This window comes from Providencia sp. JUb39, assembly GCF_012272845.1.
Classification (GTDB): domain Bacteria; phylum Pseudomonadota; class Gammaproteobacteria; order Enterobacterales; family Enterobacteriaceae; genus Providencia; species Providencia lanzhouensis.
Genome location: NZ_JAAWXD020000001.1, coordinates 2,500,201 through 2,515,430, shown reverse-complemented (window position 1 = coordinate 2,515,430; position 15,230 = coordinate 2,500,201). Strand labels below are relative to the sequence as shown.

At 42.9% G+C, this 15,230-nt stretch carries 13 protein-coding genes and 1 tRNA gene; 3 read left to right on the top strand and 11 right to left on the bottom strand.

Annotated elements, in window-relative coordinates:
* The 9 genes from HFU86_RS11685 to HFU86_RS11645 form a co-directional block, all read right to left on the bottom strand.
* Window positions 1-1,740, bottom strand: coding sequence for an OmpA family protein (locus tag HFU86_RS11685; RefSeq protein WP_187129310.1), 1,740 nt, complete (start codon window positions 1,738-1,740; stop codon window positions 1-3).
* A 2-nt stretch (window positions 1,741-1,742) separates the two neighbouring features.
* The gene (tssL, locus tag HFU86_RS11680; RefSeq protein WP_132495336.1) at window positions 1,743-2,399 is read right to left on the bottom strand and encodes a type VI secretion system protein TssL, short form; all 657 of its coding nucleotides are present in this window, start codon (window positions 2,397-2,399) and stop codon (window positions 1,743-1,745) included.
* The gene (gene tssK, locus HFU86_RS11675) at window positions 2,396-3,733 is read right to left on the bottom strand and encodes a type VI secretion system baseplate subunit TssK (RefSeq protein WP_132495334.1); all 1,338 of its coding nucleotides are present in this window, start codon (window positions 3,731-3,733) and stop codon (window positions 2,396-2,398) included. The genes tssL and tssK overlap by 4 nt, the downstream gene beginning before the upstream one ends.
* 22 nt (window positions 3,734-3,755) lie before the next feature.
* A complete protein-coding gene (gene tssC / locus HFU86_RS11670; protein ID WP_187129309.1) occupies window positions 3,756-5,300 on the bottom strand; it encodes a type VI secretion system contractile sheath large subunit in 1,545 nt (514 codons plus the stop codon).
* Window positions 5,301-5,319: 19 nt separating this feature from the next.
* On the bottom strand, window positions 5,320-5,817 hold the full coding sequence (tssB, locus tag HFU86_RS11665; RefSeq protein ID WP_036952987.1) for a type VI secretion system contractile sheath small subunit: 498 nt from the start codon (window positions 5,815-5,817) through the stop codon (window positions 5,320-5,322).
* A gap of 522 nt (window positions 5,818-6,339) precedes the next feature.
* Window positions 6,340-6,882, bottom strand: a complete 543-nt coding sequence (locus tag HFU86_RS11660) for a YcxB family protein (RefSeq protein ID WP_187129308.1) — start codon at window positions 6,880-6,882, stop codon at window positions 6,340-6,342.
* Window positions 6,883-7,023: 141 nt separating this feature from the next.
* Window positions 7,024-7,100: transfer RNA gene (locus tag HFU86_RS11655), tRNA-Pro, on the bottom strand.
* Between the two features lie 106 nt (window positions 7,101-7,206).
* Window positions 7,207-8,922 carry an LPS biosynthesis-modulating metalloenzyme YejM gene (yejM, locus tag HFU86_RS11650; protein ID WP_036952989.1) on the bottom strand — a complete coding sequence of 572 codons (1,716 nt, stop codon included), beginning with the start codon at window positions 8,920-8,922 and terminating at the stop codon, window positions 7,207-7,209.
* Window positions 8,923-8,943: 21 nt separating this feature from the next.
* Window positions 8,944-9,171, bottom strand: coding sequence for a YejL family protein (locus tag HFU86_RS11645; protein ID WP_108477939.1), 228 nt, complete (start codon window positions 9,169-9,171; stop codon window positions 8,944-8,946).
* Between the two features lie 238 nt (window positions 9,172-9,409).
* Here HFU86_RS11645 and yejK point away from each other — a divergent pair, with 238 nt between their 5' ends.
* Window positions 9,410-10,411 carry a nucleoid-associated protein YejK gene (gene yejK, locus HFU86_RS11640; RefSeq protein WP_187129307.1) on the top strand — a complete coding sequence of 334 codons (1,002 nt, stop codon included), beginning with the start codon at window positions 9,410-9,412 and terminating at the stop codon, window positions 10,409-10,411.
* A gap of 126 nt (window positions 10,412-10,537) precedes the next feature.
* Here the strand turns inward: yejK and rplY are convergent, their stop codons facing one another.
* Together rplY and HFU86_RS11630 are read right to left on the bottom strand one after the other, a co-directional pair.
* Complete coding sequence (gene rplY, locus HFU86_RS11635) at window positions 10,538-10,819, bottom strand: 50S ribosomal protein L25 (RefSeq protein WP_187129306.1); 282 nt, start codon at window positions 10,817-10,819, stop codon at window positions 10,538-10,540.
* Between the two features lie 209 nt (window positions 10,820-11,028).
* A complete protein-coding gene (locus HFU86_RS11630; RefSeq protein WP_187129852.1) occupies window positions 11,029-12,801 on the bottom strand; it encodes a DEAD/DEAH box helicase in 1,773 nt (590 codons plus the stop codon).
* A gap of 222 nt (window positions 12,802-13,023) precedes the next feature.
* On the opposite strand from HFU86_RS11630, the gene rsuA reads away from it, so the two are divergent.
* Window positions 13,024-13,728, top strand: coding sequence for a 16S rRNA pseudouridine(516) synthase RsuA (gene rsuA, locus HFU86_RS11625; RefSeq protein ID WP_187129305.1), 705 nt, complete (start codon window positions 13,024-13,026; stop codon window positions 13,726-13,728).
* A gap of 24 nt (window positions 13,729-13,752) precedes the next feature.
* A complete protein-coding gene (locus tag HFU86_RS11620) occupies window positions 13,753-14,937 on the top strand; it encodes a Bcr/CflA family multidrug efflux MFS transporter (protein WP_036953002.1) in 1,185 nt (394 codons plus the stop codon).
* The last annotated feature ends 293 nt before the right edge of the window (window positions 14,938-15,230 follow it).

The window sequence follows — 15,230 nt, the reverse complement described above, 5'->3', positions numbered from 1 at the left end:
CTACTTCTCCTTTCGTGTGGAATGTGTACCACCATCCATCGATGGTACGGTGTTGACGCCTAATATCTGACAAGCTTCAGCTTGCGGTATCAGGCGAATTTCTACGCGGCGATTGCGAGCACGTCCGTCAGCGGTGTTGTTGTCGGCAACGGGGTTATTTTGCCCGTAACCTTGCACTGCAAAGCAGGTTGGCGAGATATCGCTGGTTTGGATCATCCAATCACGGACAGACTCTGCGCGTTTTAAAGACAGTTTTTGGTTTTGTTCGGGATTCCCGGTGTTATCGGTATAGCCAGAAACCATAATTAACCAGCCGGGTTTGGCTTTGATATTGAGTAGCGCATCAACTAACACTTTGGTCGCGCCCGTTTTGAGTGTGTATTGTCCAACATCGAATAAGGACAAGCTGTCCAAAGTGACGATTTGAGGTGGTGCAGCTGGCGCTTCAGGGGTGATTTCAGGTTGAGAAGGCGCCCAACTCCCTAGCAGAGTATGTAAGTAAGGCAATATTCGATTACCTTGATATAACGCTAAAGAGTAAGCGCTTGGGATTCCTTCGCGCTCCCAGCGTGCAAGCTCAGCAGCATCATCTTGGAGCTGTTGATAAGCGGTCAATTTTGGTGCGAGTGGAACTTCTGAAAGCTGAGAGAAACGAGCAATATCTTCACCAATATGGCGAATGAGTTGCTGGTTATGGTGGTAGCTACCGACTAAAGCACCCACTAAGAAAACCCCAAAGATGACGCCAATTGCACCGAGGCTTTTTTCTGTTCTGCTTAGGCTAATATCATGATGTAAGCGGCGTAGCATGACATCCGGCAAAGGGAGTAAATCCGTTTTTTGCACTGAGGAAAGCAATGGCAATGTGGTTTTTTCTTGGATGAATTGCTGCCATAAATTGTTCGGCTGGCTAGTGATATCAATCCACTGAATGGCCCATGCGGAAGGGATTTGCTTCGGTGCTCCAGCTTGAGGTAGGGTGAATTGAGGAACTAAAACTTGGTTTAGCCAGCTTTGTAAGGTATCTAGCCATAGCGAAAATTGCAGGCTTTGTTCTGACTGTCCGAAATGCGTAGGTAGCCACACGGAGTAAGGGACTGACATCGCACCTTCTTGCTCCACCTGAAATTCAGTTTGGTGGCTGAGTAACGTCATCCAAGGTGTATGTTCATCATCAACATGCATAGCGGTATCAGTATGATGAGGTTTAGAAAGGTATACCGTTACCCAAAATGGCAATTTAGCACCGATTTTTTGACGGCCTTCCCCAATAGCTCGACGCCAGTTGAGTAGCACTTGTGTTAGGGTTTCTTGTTGGGTCAGTTGCTCGGGTAATACAACGTAAAGTAAGGATAAGTGCCCAGATAGCGATGGGGCATATTCCACCAATGCGGCAATCAGTTTAACGAGCTCAGTGGGCGCGGATACACGAATATACCAACCTTGATTTGTTTCTCTATGTAATTGGTCATCAAGGAATAGTGCTTGAGATTGACCACAGACTAAAATGACAGGTCCCTGATAATTATCAGTAGGAAATGCACCCGTATAATCATGTTCAGTGGATAACACTTGGCGTCGTTGTTTATATTGCCAGAACAACATTCCTCCCGTCAGTACTAAGACGAAGACGGAAACAAAAATGGTGACACTTTGCCCTAGAGACCAAAATCCCCAGAGTAGCCACAAGAAAAGCCCCGTAGCAAAAAGCGTCAGACACTGTTTGATTGGATTTTGCATGCCTATCCTTGTGTCATCCACTGTTGTAGTAAATGTTCTAACGAAGCACTGAACCCCCACCACATGGCGGCGAGTACTAGGATGCCGCCTATCCAACCAAACCAGTAAAGTCTGCGACGGCTAAACCGTAATTTAGGTTTTACGACGAGAGGTAATTCTGACGTGATCAGATAATCTGGAAGCTGAACATTGAGTTGAGCGACGATACGTTCACGTTCTGGCGCCTCTTTTTGGCGAAACTTACCGACAAATCCGAGGGTAAGCACGCGATGAAAACAGAGCAAAACGTCAGGATTCGGGGCTGTTTCGTTTAAAATGCTGCGTAGGCGATCCCAAAGTTTGTCTCCCGCTTCTAATGTATTGAAGTAACGTGCTTGCAAAGGAGACTGGATCCATGTGTTGTAACCATCATCTTGCTGCTGGCGATTCATCACAGATTCATCAATCAGGGCACATTGTGCGTATTGCATATGCTCAATGGCGGATTCAGGGTAGCCATGTTCGAGCAGTTTTTGACGTGTTTCATCAATGAGTTGGCAAACGCGACGATAAAAACTATCCCCTTGAGTGATGGCGGTGCCTTGATGTAGTTGACAAACCATCAGCCAAGTTTGGGCGAAGATCATGTCGATAGTATGGTGCGATGTTGTATTGTTCATGAGCGAAGTACCGCAAACAGCTCTAATTGAATGTCACCTAACGTGCTTGGAACATAGAATGCACATTGCCCAGAAGAGAGCATGGCTTGACCCGCAGGTGTTTCAATATCTAGCGCAAAGTATTGATTTTCTAGGCGAAGAGGAACTGCCGTTGGGACATGGCTGAGCGGTTTCAATGGAATACCATTGAGTGCCACATTAACGACGTCAGCCACATCATCACTACTGCCCGCTTTGCAAAGGAGTGGAAATTGAGCGATCAATAAGTGAGCAGGCAATGATGAGCGAACCGATAAGTAAAAATCGGCTTCTTCACGTAATCGACCGTCATGGAGTTGACCTTTCCAGAATGGACCTTCTTTCGCCAGTTCAATGCTAATCACGCGAGAAGGCAAACTGGCTTCAAGCAGTGTATTTAACAAGGCAAAAAGGGGCGGGAAAACGAGCTCTGGCTGCTCATGTTTGTACAGCGGAATGTCTTCCAGCTTACTTTCTAAGGAAAAAGTTAATAAGCTGCCCGCTAAACGAGCTAGCTCTCGATATAGCAATTCAGGATGACGATGCAACGCTGTGCTGAGTTCATTGAGGACAGGCTCGGCACTATTGAGTGAATTCAATAACCAAAACAGTGAAACATCAGCGACCACAAAGTCGGCCATTTTTTCATTACTTTCACGACGTAGTGCCATTAAACGACGGCGCTTAGCCACTAAACGGTGCATAAACTCAGAAAGTAATGTTCGTAATTCAGCACTTCCTTGGCAGGAAAGTAAGGGGGGAATGAAGTGGTTATCAAATTCCCACATCCCCTGAGCGTTGCGAATAAGGCGTGCAACAGGGCAGGTCATATAGGCCTCATTCTCATCATGAGCAAAACGCAGCGTTGCCACGTGACGTAGCACGGCAATATCTGTTTGTTCATGCCCTAATAAGTCTTGGACTTTAACCCATTCTTGGCTAAATCGGCGTGGGCGATCGGTTCCTGTTTCGGGAACTAAGTTTCCACCATTGGCTAACATTAAAGGCAGTGCCAGAACGATATCCAATGACTGGCGATCTGCATAATCATTGAGGGACAATACCGGAGGAATGGCATCAGCTAAGGTTGTGTCAATCAGTGTGCCGTCGTGAAAGCGCACCACGATTTTTTGGGCGCTTACGCGAGAGAGCGTTAATGCACTGACATCAAACTCGGTATTAATGACGCCCCACGTGGAGGCGATACCCATTTGTGCGACGACTTCAGCAACATGACCGTCCCAACGGGCTTGCTGTTGAAATTGCTGAGGGGCCAAAAAGGCCCCGTCTGTCCATAGGGGACGGTAGATTTTCATCCTGAATGACCTTTAATAATCGTTAGGCTTTAGCTTTAGGCATTTGAGAAACTAACGATAAATCAACATCCATACCTTCGACTTGGAAGTGTGGAACGGCGTACAGTTTCACACGGAAGAAGCCTGGGTTATCTTCGATATCCTCAACAAGCACTTTTGCATCACGTAGTGGGTGAGAAGCTTGTAAATCATCACCGGGATCGGTCATTTCAGTGACTAAGCCACGAACCCAGTTGTTGAGTTCTAATTCAAGTAAGCGTCTGTCTTTGGTGGTACCAATGTTTTCGCGTTGAATTAGTTTCAAGTAATGGGCGATACGAGACAGTAAGAAAATGTACGGTAAGCGGGCGTTGATACGGCTGTTCGCGGTAGCATCAGCGGTATCGTATAACGCTGGTTTTTGCGCCGAGTTAGCCGAGAAGAAGCAGGAGTAATCACGGTTTTTGTAGTAAGACAGCGGGATAAATCCAAGATTGGCGAACTCAAATTCACGGGTCTCAGGGATCATCACTTCGGATGGAATTTTTACCTGGCTACCCGTACCTAAATCAAACAGGTGGATTGGGAGATCTTTAACTGCACCGCCGGCTTGAGGTCCACGAATTTGTACGCACCAACCGTTGTTGATAAAACTTTTTACCATGTTGGCAGCAAAAGCAAAGGTGGCGTTGGTCCACAGGTATTTCTCGTGATCAGGACCTTTAACTTCTTCAACGTAGTTGAAGCTACGAACAGGCACGGTATCTGGTCCGTATGGTAGACGACCTAGCACGCGAGGCATGGTTAAGCCGATATATCGAGCATCATCAGAGTCACGGAATGATTTCCACTTGATGTACTCGGCGCGGTCAAAATAGTTGCCAATATCTTTGATTGCTGCGACTTCTTCCATCGTCTCTTTGCCGAAGAATTTTGGCCCCACAGAACCAATAAATGGCATATGTGCGGATGCTGAGACTTTGGAGATACTACGCAGTAAGGCGATATCTTGCGGGCTACGGTCAAATTCATAGTTGGAAATCATGGCTGCGATAGGTTCGCCGCCTGGGGTGTCATATTCAGCAATGTAGGTATGGTGATAAAGACCACTTTGAATGATTTCAGGGCTATCTTCGAAATCTTGACGTAAATCGTCTTTAGCAATATCTAACAGCTCAATTTTAACGTTTTGACGGAAATCAGTGCGGTCAACGAGGAATTTCAAGGCACGCCAAGTGGATTCAACTTTTTGGAAGTCTTGATGGTGCATGACTTCATCCAGTTGTTGGCTGATTTGTTTATCAAGTTCAGCGATATGATGGTCAAGTAGGTTTCGGTCTAAACGCTCAACTTTTTGACCTGATGATTTTAAACGATCTAAGAAGACTTGAACGGCGACAGTGACACGCTCGTCAGCCGTTGCATCTGCCAAGGCAGCATTGTCTTGGAATGCGTTAATATCACTGATTGATGCGACTGGCGTTAAATTGATTTTTTCGAACAAAGAAGCGTAAACACCTTGATTTGAGGTGTCATCCAGCACAGTTGTTGCGCCTTGAGTTGATTCAGTTTTTACAGACATCAGCATAATCCTTTAATAATCCAAATTAATCTTTCTTCGGCGCTAGCTGTGCTAGTTCTTCACGAAGTTCATCACTGAGTTCTGGATCCTTAAGAATATTTTCCAGTTCACGGCGGAACGTTGCGTTATCGAGGAGATTAGATTTCAGGTCACGCAGCAGATTGCGCATAGCTAACATTGCGCGCAGTTGAGGAATTTGACGGGCAACTTGCTCAGGCTCAAAATCTTTCATGTTTTTGAAAGAGAGGTTGATGCTTTCTTCACTTCCATCACCGGCAAGGGTATTTTTCACCGTGAGGTTAATGGTCGGCGCAAATTCAGTGAGTACACTGTTAAAGTTATTTTTATTGATATTAACTTTTTCGCGCTCAGATAATGCTCGATTATCTTGTCCATTGCTGTAATCACCAACAGCTAATAATTTAAGTGGTAATTCCACTTTTTTCTGCGCACCACCCGTGTGCAAGTCTAATTTGATATTAACCCGAGCCTTCGGTACTTCATTTTGGAAGCTATCTGACATTTTAGGAGTCCTTTAGTGGTATTACTCGCTTTAAATATGAATTATTGGTAAATGAAATATATTCTTTAACTTTAATTTAGCTTAAATCAGTTTGCTATTTTATATAATTTTAAGATGGATAGATCAAGGTTTCTAATGGATTTGATTTTATGTTTGAGTGCGATACAACGTATTTTTACGTATGTAAACCTATTTAATTAATTAAAAATCATTTAAAATCAATGTGAACTTACAGTCACAATAAATGTGAGTAGATAATTGGCAGGAAATTTAAATAGTGAAAATAGAGATTATTCTTAAGAAAAACAGAATATATAAATATTTTTACTCATAAAGGGGGTGGTATTAGGTGATAATATAGACGAAATACTATTCGTGGAGTTATTTCTAATTTTTAATATAAATCGTTAATTAAAGCTAAAAATAAAGTGTAAAAAAATGTGTAGTGAATATAAATTCTTCGCAAAATTTAAAATAAAGCATAACGGATGATTATGCTAAATTAATTTAGTTTACTAAGATTTATTCCGGATTATTTAAAAAATAATTTTGTTGAGTGAGGTATTGCACAAACTTTAGATAGTTTTCGTGTGAATCAAACGCTCGTTTTGGGAAAATAAAGGCGCTAGTTCTATCAATAAATAGATAATGTGTGTCTCCATTTTGTTTTATAAAACGCATTGAATTCCAATTGTAGTGCCATAAACCATAAGCACTCTCAATGTGTAATCCATTCTCATCTGCCGTGAATGTTTTTGTGCAGAAAGTCGAGCTATCCGCATCAGGAATCGCTTTATTCAATGTGTTAAACAAACGTATTGCAAAGATGGCATAAAGTAATATCGCCATCAGAACTGAAACAACAAATTGCCCCATATTAAGCTCGATATCAAAATGTTGGAGTAAGGTGAATACCCCTCCCATGATGGCAAAGAAAGCTAAATAGAGCAGGGTATAAGTGAGTAAGCTGCGGTTTTTGGGTAAAAAGTAGTTATTTTTATGGCAGTAGCGGCTAAAGGCGATAAATTCTTGGCGTGATAATGCAACTGTGACGGATAGCGACATGCTGTATAACTCAATAAAAGGTTAAAAGAATAGTGGCTATTATTCCGATAGCAATGCAATTTGGCTATCAGATAATGGTTAAAGAAAGGGAAACATTGAATAACAAAAAGCCAACCGAAAAGGCTGGCTTGAGTGAGAATTTGGTCGGCACGAGAGGATTTGAACCTCCGACCCCGGACACCCCATGACCGTGCGCTACCAAGCTGCGCTACGTGCCGATTAATGAATGCATGCCTTTACAACAAGGGCTTTAAGTAAAAATATACTACTCAAAACATTGGCGAAATCAAGAGCAAATTCATATGACTGATTGAAATTTAAGCGCTAATTTTCATTGAAGCGTTTAAGTTCAGTAAAGATTTTCAGTAGCTCAGCAAGGTCTGGTTTGTCGTCAGTTTGCTCGTTACCTTGTGGGTCATAGATATTAAATTGCCCGTTATGATCCATATACATGGTAGCGCTGTTGGTGGTAATGACGACATCGCTTTTATCGCCGGTGATCACCCACGGATAAGTGCGCTGCGCACTGAAGAGATCTTCTCCTTGGCTGTAATCATCAGGCGGATTATTAACATGTAACACCCGCTGCATGAGGGTGGTCATTACATCTTGATGACTAGTCAGCTTATCAATTTGTTGCGCTGGAGTATTAGGCCAGTAGATAAATAACGGAACTTGCATACTATCGCGGTTAAAGTGTTTTTTATTCACCCAATCAGTATCTTGCGAACCGTTACTGTTGTAGTTTGCCGTGATCACCACAATGGTATTATTCAGCTTGTTCTGGCTCTTCAACGTCTCAATGACTTGACTGATTTGGTTATCCGTTTGATTACTTCCCGGCGCTCCCTTGATATTTAAGAATGAGAACCAAGGAGAGCCATGTTTCACGTTATCTAGCCATAAATTCCACTGTGCAATAGTTTGTTTGTCATTGTCCGCTGCTTTTGTCGGCAAGGAGTAGTCAGACAAAATCGCTTGTCGGAATAATGGTGAGCTAAATCCATCAGTGGAGAATAAACCAAACTGATAGCCTTGATGCTGTAAAGCTTCAATCAGTACAGAAGGGTGACGACCATTGAGAATATTATCAATATAACTTGATGAGATACCGTAGAACAGCCCAAATAGGGCGGTGTCATTGCGTAACCCAGAAGTATAGTGATTGGTAAATTGGGAGCTGATATTTTTAAACTCTTTCAATGAGTTCATTTGGTTTTGCTGAGAAACATTACCTAAATCATCAACAACCAATAACAGTAAATTGTAACCTGTACCTTGGTCTTGGTAGCTAAGCGGCTTCAATGGATACTGAAGTTTCAGTGCAGTTGGGCTACCTTGCTGGAATACACGATTTTGATGTGCAGTTAGGTCGAGTAGACCATATTTATCAAGTAGCTTACGCGCTGTCATTGGTTGAGACAGCGGGTAGTTATAGCGTTGCATCGTGATTGGGCGATAAAAATTGGCATCCGCCCACGCATACATTAAATGTGACATCACAAATGTTGCGATGAATAGACCTGCCAGTGGGCGTCCAAATGTTTGTCGGCTTAAGCTGCGTAGTTTTTGCCAGCTCCAGGTCGCAAATAGCATCTCAACCAGAAAGATAATGGGGATGCTGATGAACATCAATTGCCATTCGCGCGCCATTTCACCCTTGGCAGGGTTAATGACTAAATCCCATACCTGCGGGGTAAGGTGAAGACCAAATTGGCTAAAGACGCGAATATCAAAGAGTAATAAGGTAAGTCCCGCGGTGGCTAGCGCCACACAGATAACCCTCAACAATCGTTGGGACATAACGATAAAGGTCAGCGGAAAGATGATTAGCAAGTAAGTGGCGAACACCACAAAACTGAAATGACCCAACCAACTGACGAAGGCATAAGCGCGACCAGCGAAGGTATCTGGCCAGTCAAAAATAAACAGATAGCTGCTACTTAGCAAAAGGCAAAGTAGTATATTAAAAAGTGCAAACCAATGCCCCCAACCAATCATGTTGGAGACTTTATCTCGGTAGCGCTGATGGGTGACCATGCTGTTTATTTATCAACCAAATTAGTGTGATTTATCTTCTTGTACAGAAGAAAGTAATGCATTGGCAAAGGACTCTGCAATCATTTTACGCTGAGCAGGGGCGACAGACGTATTGAGCAGATTGGTAACCATGTTACCGAGTACCATTAATGATAGATCAACGGGAGTATGGTTTTTTTCTAACACACTAACAAGGTCAGACAGTAAACCTTCAACTTTTTCATCACTATAGCGAGATGATTGTGGCATAAATTATGGCATCCTAAATTAATGAAAGCTCCATATGATAGCCCATTGTGGGTGACTTTTCTTCTTTCTTTAAACAAATTTTCGTTTAATTGATAATAATGTTTATTTAGATCACCGAAGTGGATAATAGTTCGCCATAAAAGTAATAAAAAAATGGCGGTTAACGGTTTCAGTTGCAGACAAATACTAACAGTGTTTGAATACGCGACATTATTTCTGCTAGCGAAAGGAGCCAACAATGAGTCTGGAAATTACCCAGATAGCGTTACACCAGTTGATTAAACGAGATGAACAGACCTTAGAAGTCATGTTGCGTGATTCGTTATTGACGACAGACAGTGTTGTGCAAGACATGATGGCAGAATTACATCGTGTATACAGTGCAAAAAGTAAGGCGTTTGGTGAGTTCAACGAAGAGAGTGAACTGGCTGAAGCGTTAACGTTACTGCGTAAGGGTGAAGAAGAATTTTTAGGCTTTAGCCGCGCAATGACCGTGCGTTTAAAAGATGAGCTGGCAAAATACCCGTTTGCTGAAGGCGGCATTGTTCTCTTCTGCCAATATCGTTACTTGGCAGTGGAATATCTCCTTATCGCTGTTCTGAATAGTTGCGACAGTATGTTTGTGACTGAGTCCCTCGATTTGGGTACGACTCACTACTTAGATATTCCTCATGCGGATATTGTAGCGCGTATTGATTTGACTGAATGGGAAACCAATCCTGAGTCGAAGCGTTATCTGACTTTCCTTAAAGGACGAGTGGGGCGTAAAGTATCTGATTTCTTTATGGACTTTTTAGCTGCGTCTGAAGGTTTGAATGCGAAGGTACAGAATAAAGGGTTAGTCCAAGCATTGGATGATTTTTGTGATAATGCGCAAATGGATAAAAACACTCGCCAAGCCTATCGCCAGCAAGTTCATAGCTATTGCAGTGAGCAACTGCAATCAGGCGAAGAGATTGAGCTGAAGGAACTCTCAAAAGAGTTACCTATGGTGGAAGAGCAAAGCTTTGAAGATTTTACTCGCCAAAATGATTATCAACTGGAAGAGAGTTTTCCTGCTGATCGCGGTACGTTGAAGCAATTAACGAAATTTTCAGGCAGTGGTGGGGGTATTACGATTAGCTTTGACGCGATGTTAATGGGAGAACGCATTTTCTGGGATCCCGTGACGGACACATTGACTATCCGTGGTACACCGCCGAATCTGCGTGACCAGTTGCAACGTCGCGGTAATAAATAGTGAATGATGGATTCACTATCGAAATTTTTATGTTAGAAATCGTATGTTTGAAATAAATAACGCCGCAATTGCGGCGTTATTTACTCGGCGTCCCGAAAAAACTTTAAAGCTCGGCTATGGGCTTAATTAAGCGCGCAGGAAGTCAATGTGCATCACTTTTGGCTTAAATGGGTGACGTTGAACAGCCTGAACTTTTACTTTAGTTTCTTTACCATCGATAACCAGCGTCAGAACTTCGTAAAATTCTGCTTTGCTTTCTTGGTTAATGATTTCATCGTGGTTCAGAGTAACAGAGATAGCTTCTTGGTTGCCACCGTAAACGATAGCTGGCAGTTGGTTAGCTCTGCGCAGGCGGCGGCTCGCACCCTTACCCTGCTCTTTACGTTCAATTGCATTGATAGTTAACATTACAATTTCTCTATAAAAGAAAAAATAAAAATCCTGCTACAGGCGACCCAGCAGCAGGTTCGAGATTTGGCCCTGTAACATCATTTCGCTAAGCGAGACATACAAAGGCGGGCGGCATTTTAACGAAAAAACGGCTAGCGGGCAATCATTAAGATCATTATCTTTCTGACTTGGCATGATTTATTCATCATTAATCGCGTTTTTTCTGATTATCTTAACGATGCTGCAAGACGAAAACGCCCCTGATAATCAAAGATTTTCTCTCTAATCTCCCAGTGGTTTTCTTTTTTTCGCGCAACAATAAATTGTGGGTAACGTAATAAAGCTTGTTGTGAAATAATGTCGTTTGCATTATTCCAACGGAAAGGAACACCAGGAGCTCGATGGTGTTCTCGTAAGAATCGGAATTCAAATGCGCGTTTTTGAGCCGGAGTGGTGAGTCGAAAACGTTCAGACACCGACGTGCCATCCTCATCATAGTAAGTGATTTTCAGCCATTCGCCTTTTGCATCCGAGCCTGATGTGAGTTCCATTCCCCCGCAGCGTAAGATTAGCGCATCTTTGAGTCGTAATGCGGCTTTAAGCATATCATCGGGGTCAGTAAGCACTTCTTGGCATTTATGGCAACGTCGTGCGGCAATGTCATTTTCAGTGCCACAATGGGGGCATTGCTTAAATCGAAAGCGGAACTCACATTGTTGTTTTCGTCCATGCTCATCTTCTTCCCACCCTTGGCAGCGACGCCCGTAGTGCTCGACAATTTGACCATCAGCGGTGCATTTTCCCCAAAAAACATTGGCAAACTGACACAGTGGACAGAAAACTTGGACTGGAACGCTGGTGGAATTGGGTTTGCTGCTACCCACTTCGGGGCGAAAGAGGTCGTGAGGATTTCCGGCATAGTCCAGAATTAGGCACTGTTTTTTTCCTTCACTCAAACGTAAGCCACGTCCAACGATTTGCTGATATAAGCTGACAGACTCTGTCGGGCGTAAGATGGCAATTACGTCTACGTGTGGCGCATCAAAACCAGTAGTCAGTACTGAAACGTTGACAAGATAATGTAATTGCTTGTTTTTAAATTGTTGAATGATGCTTTGGCGCTCAAGGGATGGTGTATCCGCGGTGACTAATGCCGCAGTATCTTGAGGTAAATAACTGAGGATCTCTTTAGCATGTTCAACCGTAGCGGCAAAAATCATGCAACCTTGTAATGGCGTTGCATACTCAATAATCTGCGCCACAATTTTTGGTGTAATGCGCTGCTGTTTTTTGAGGGATAAATTGAGCTCTTGCTCACTAAAAATTCCCGATTGGTTAACCGATACCTGACTAAAATCATATTGTAGCACTGGCATATCAAGGCGTTCAGGGGGAACCAAGAATTGGTTTTTGATCATGTAATGTAGCGGTAATTCATAGATACAATCACGGAAAAAACAGTGTTCATCACCTTTAACCATTCCGTGGTAGTGATATTGGTAAATCCATCCATGCCCTAGGCGATAGGGCGTCGCGGTCAAGCCCAAAATACGCAGTGCAGAGTTATGCTTTTGTAAGCTTAGGATAATTTGTTGATACTGACTTTCTTCGTTTAAGCTGATGCGATGACATTCATCGATGATCACTAAGGAGAATTTGTCGTCAAAGTGTTCAAGGTTACGCGCTACCGATTGTACGCTCCCAAAGACCACTTTACTGTGGGATTCTTTGCGATTGAGACCTGCTGCGAATATATCTGCCTCTAGACCATAAGTCAGATATTTAGCGTGGTTTTGCTCAACTAACTCTTTGACATGCGCTAAAACTAATACGCGCCCACGAGCCAGCCTCGCTAATTCTGCGATCACTAAGCTTTTTCCTGCCCCTGTCGGGAGCACAATCACCGCTGGTGTAGTATGACGACGGAAATGCTGGATCGTCGCGTCAACGGCTTCTTGTTGGTAAGGGCGTAAAGTAAAACGGGATGAGGCTGCAGGCATATGAGTTAGTTTTTTCAAAAAAGTCAGATTATTAATGTTAAATTTAAGTTAAATCCGTTGCTAGGTCTAAATTTAAGCGTTCCCCTTGCTGCGCTATCACTTGTAACAGGTTATTGGTATAATAAATTATGTGATAGTAATCACAGCAATCCATCTTTCTATCTTATGACAGCGCGGTGCTATTGTACCTCTCGCTGACATTCCATCAAGTTAAGAGAATCTATGCGACTGGATAAATTTTTGTCCCAGCAACTTGGGATAAGCCGGAGTTTGGTGGCGCGTGAGCTACGTGCCGGTAATGTCATGGTTGACGATGAAGTTGTAAAATCAGGTTCAATGCAGGTGGGTCTTGATAATGAAGTTGCCTATGATGGCAATGTGTTAGTGCAAGTCACAGGACCTCGCTATTTTATGCTCAATAAGCCTGAAGGCTATGTTTGCTCTACTGATGACCCAACGCACCCAACAATTCTCTATTTTATTGATGAGCCCGTCGCCCAAAAACTGCATGCAGCAGGTCGCTTGGATATTGATACGACAGGGTTAGTGTTATTAACGGATGACGGGCAATGGTCTCACCGCATTACCTCGCCAAAACATCATTGTGAGAAAACCTACCGAGTTCAACTGAGTGAAGATATTACCGACGATGTCGCTATTCAATTTGAACAAGGCGTCATGTTAAATGGTGAGAAATCACTCACGAAACCTGCTCGATTGGAGATTATTTCTCCACGTGACGTCCGGCTGACAATCAGTGAAGGGCGCTATCATCAAGTTAAGCGGATGTTTGCGGCCGTCGGAAATCATGTGTGTGGTTTGCATCGTGAGCGAGTCGGGGAAATTCGTTTAGATGAGCAGCTAGAGCCGGGGGAATATCGTCCACTGACTGAAGCTGAGATTGAGAGTATTACGGTTCCCCGTTAATGATGTCATAGCAGGAGTTAATAAGTGCAACAACAGCGTTCATCCTATTTGGGGCTGATTTTAATTTTAGGTTTACTATCAATGCTAATGCCATTAGCGATTGATATGTATTTACCGAGTTTCCCTGCAATGACAGGTTACTTTAATGTAGATGAAGGGCGCATTCAGATGACCCTAAACAGCTACATTTTTGGTTTTGCAATTGGTCAGCTTTTTTATGGTCCGATGGCGGATAGTCTAGGACGCAAACCCGTAATTTTAGGTGGGGTGATTGTCTTTGCATTAGCCTCGGCGGCTTGTGCTGTTGCGGAATCGATCGATACATTTATCTGGTTGCGTTTCCTTCATGGATTTGCGGCAGCCGCAGCCAGCGTCGTGATCAACGCATTAATGCGCGACATGTTTACTAAAGATGAATTCTCCAGAAGCATGTCTTTCGTCGTATTAGTGATGACAATTGCACCGTTGATGGCACCTATCATGGGCGGCGAAATGATGCGCTGGTTCTCATGGCACGCCATTTTCTGGAGTATTGCAATTGCGGCTGTTATCGCTGTGGTGCTAGTCAGTTTATTTATCCGAGAAACACTACCCGTTGAAAGGCGACAAAAATTCCATATTGGAACCACATTACGCCAATTTGCGACGTTATTCAGAGCTCGCCAAGTATTGTTCTATATTTTGGCCAGCTCATTTTCGTTTTCCGGTATGTTTTCTTTCTTGAATGCGGGGTCATTTGTCTATATCGACCTTAACGGAGTATCGCCTCAACATTTTGGCTATTACTTTGGCATCAATATTGTCTTCTTATTTATTATGACGACGATTAACGGCAAATTTGTAAGGCAATTTGGCGCTGAGCGAATGTTGTATTTCGGGATTATTGTTCAGTTCGTTATGGGAATATGGTTATTAACGACGACAGCATTGGGTATGGATTTCTGGACATTAGTGATCGGCGTCGCGATTTATGTGAGTGGGATTGCCATGATCACCTCAAACTCGATGGCAGTGATACTCGATAATTATCCTCATATTGCAGGAACAGTGTCTTCACTTGCCGGCACAATTCGTTTTTCTATTGGTGCATTGGTGGGGACTTTGTTATCGATGATCCCTGCTAAAAATGCATGGCCGATGGTAGGCTCGATGGTTGGTTGTGTGGCTCTCTCCATGTTATTTGTGCTTTTAGCGAAAAGAGCAAAATAACATCTCCAATAGAATCAGTTTCAAGGATGAAACTGATAAACTCATTAATTTCCCTCAATTATTTATATCATGCTGATTTATCTCACCAATATATTATTCACAATACCTATTGATTAACCTGCTTAACACTTCGATAAAATCGATTAATTTCGTGAAGAAATTAAAGTATTTATCAAAAAATGATCCATATCAATTATCTTAAATGGAATGTTTGTTAAATTTCTGTTTTCGATGAAAGGTGGGACTCATTTTCTAATGATCCTAAATAAGGTTACATGAGCTTAAAAAATAGA

Bases quoted from the DNA above. Each gene is read 5' to 3' on its own strand.
- tssK (WP_132495334.1), bottom strand. From the start codon at position 3,733: ATGAAAATCTACCGTCCCCTATGGACAGACGGGGCCTTTTTGGCCCCT.
- rsuA (WP_187129305.1), top strand. From the start codon at position 13,024: ATGCGACTGGATAAATTTTTGTCCCAGCAACTTGGGATAAGCCGGAGT.
- HFU86_RS11660 (WP_187129308.1), bottom strand. From the start codon at position 6,882: ATGTCGCTATCCGTCACAGTTGCATTATCACGCCAAGAATTTATCGCC.
- yejM (WP_036952989.1), bottom strand. From the start codon at position 8,922: ATGGTCACCCATCAGCGCTACCGAGATAAAGTCTCCAACATGATTGGT.
- HFU86_RS11645 (WP_108477939.1), bottom strand. From the start codon at position 9,171: ATGCCACAATCATCTCGCTATAGTGATGAAAAAGTTGAAGGTTTACTG.
- HFU86_RS11630 (WP_187129852.1), bottom strand. From the start codon at position 12,801: ATGCCTGCAGCCTCATCCCGTTTTACTTTACGCCCTTACCAACAAGAA.
- rplY (WP_187129306.1), bottom strand. From the start codon at position 10,819: ATGTTAACTATCAATGCAATTGAACGTAAAGAGCAGGGTAAGGGTGCG.
- tssL (WP_132495336.1), bottom strand. From the start codon at position 2,399: ATGAACAATACAACATCGCACCATACTATCGACATGATCTTCGCCCAA.
- yejK (WP_187129307.1), top strand. From the start codon at position 9,410: ATGAGTCTGGAAATTACCCAGATAGCGTTACACCAGTTGATTAAACGA.
- tssB (WP_036952987.1), bottom strand. From the start codon at position 5,817: ATGTCAGATAGCTTCCAAAATGAAGTACCGAAGGCTCGGGTTAATATC.
- HFU86_RS11685 (WP_187129310.1), bottom strand. From the start codon at position 1,740: ATGCAAAATCCAATCAAACAGTGTCTGACGCTTTTTGCTACGGGGCTT.
- tssC (WP_187129309.1), bottom strand. From the start codon at position 5,300: ATGCTGATGTCTGTAAAAACTGAATCAACTCAAGGCGCAACAACTGTG.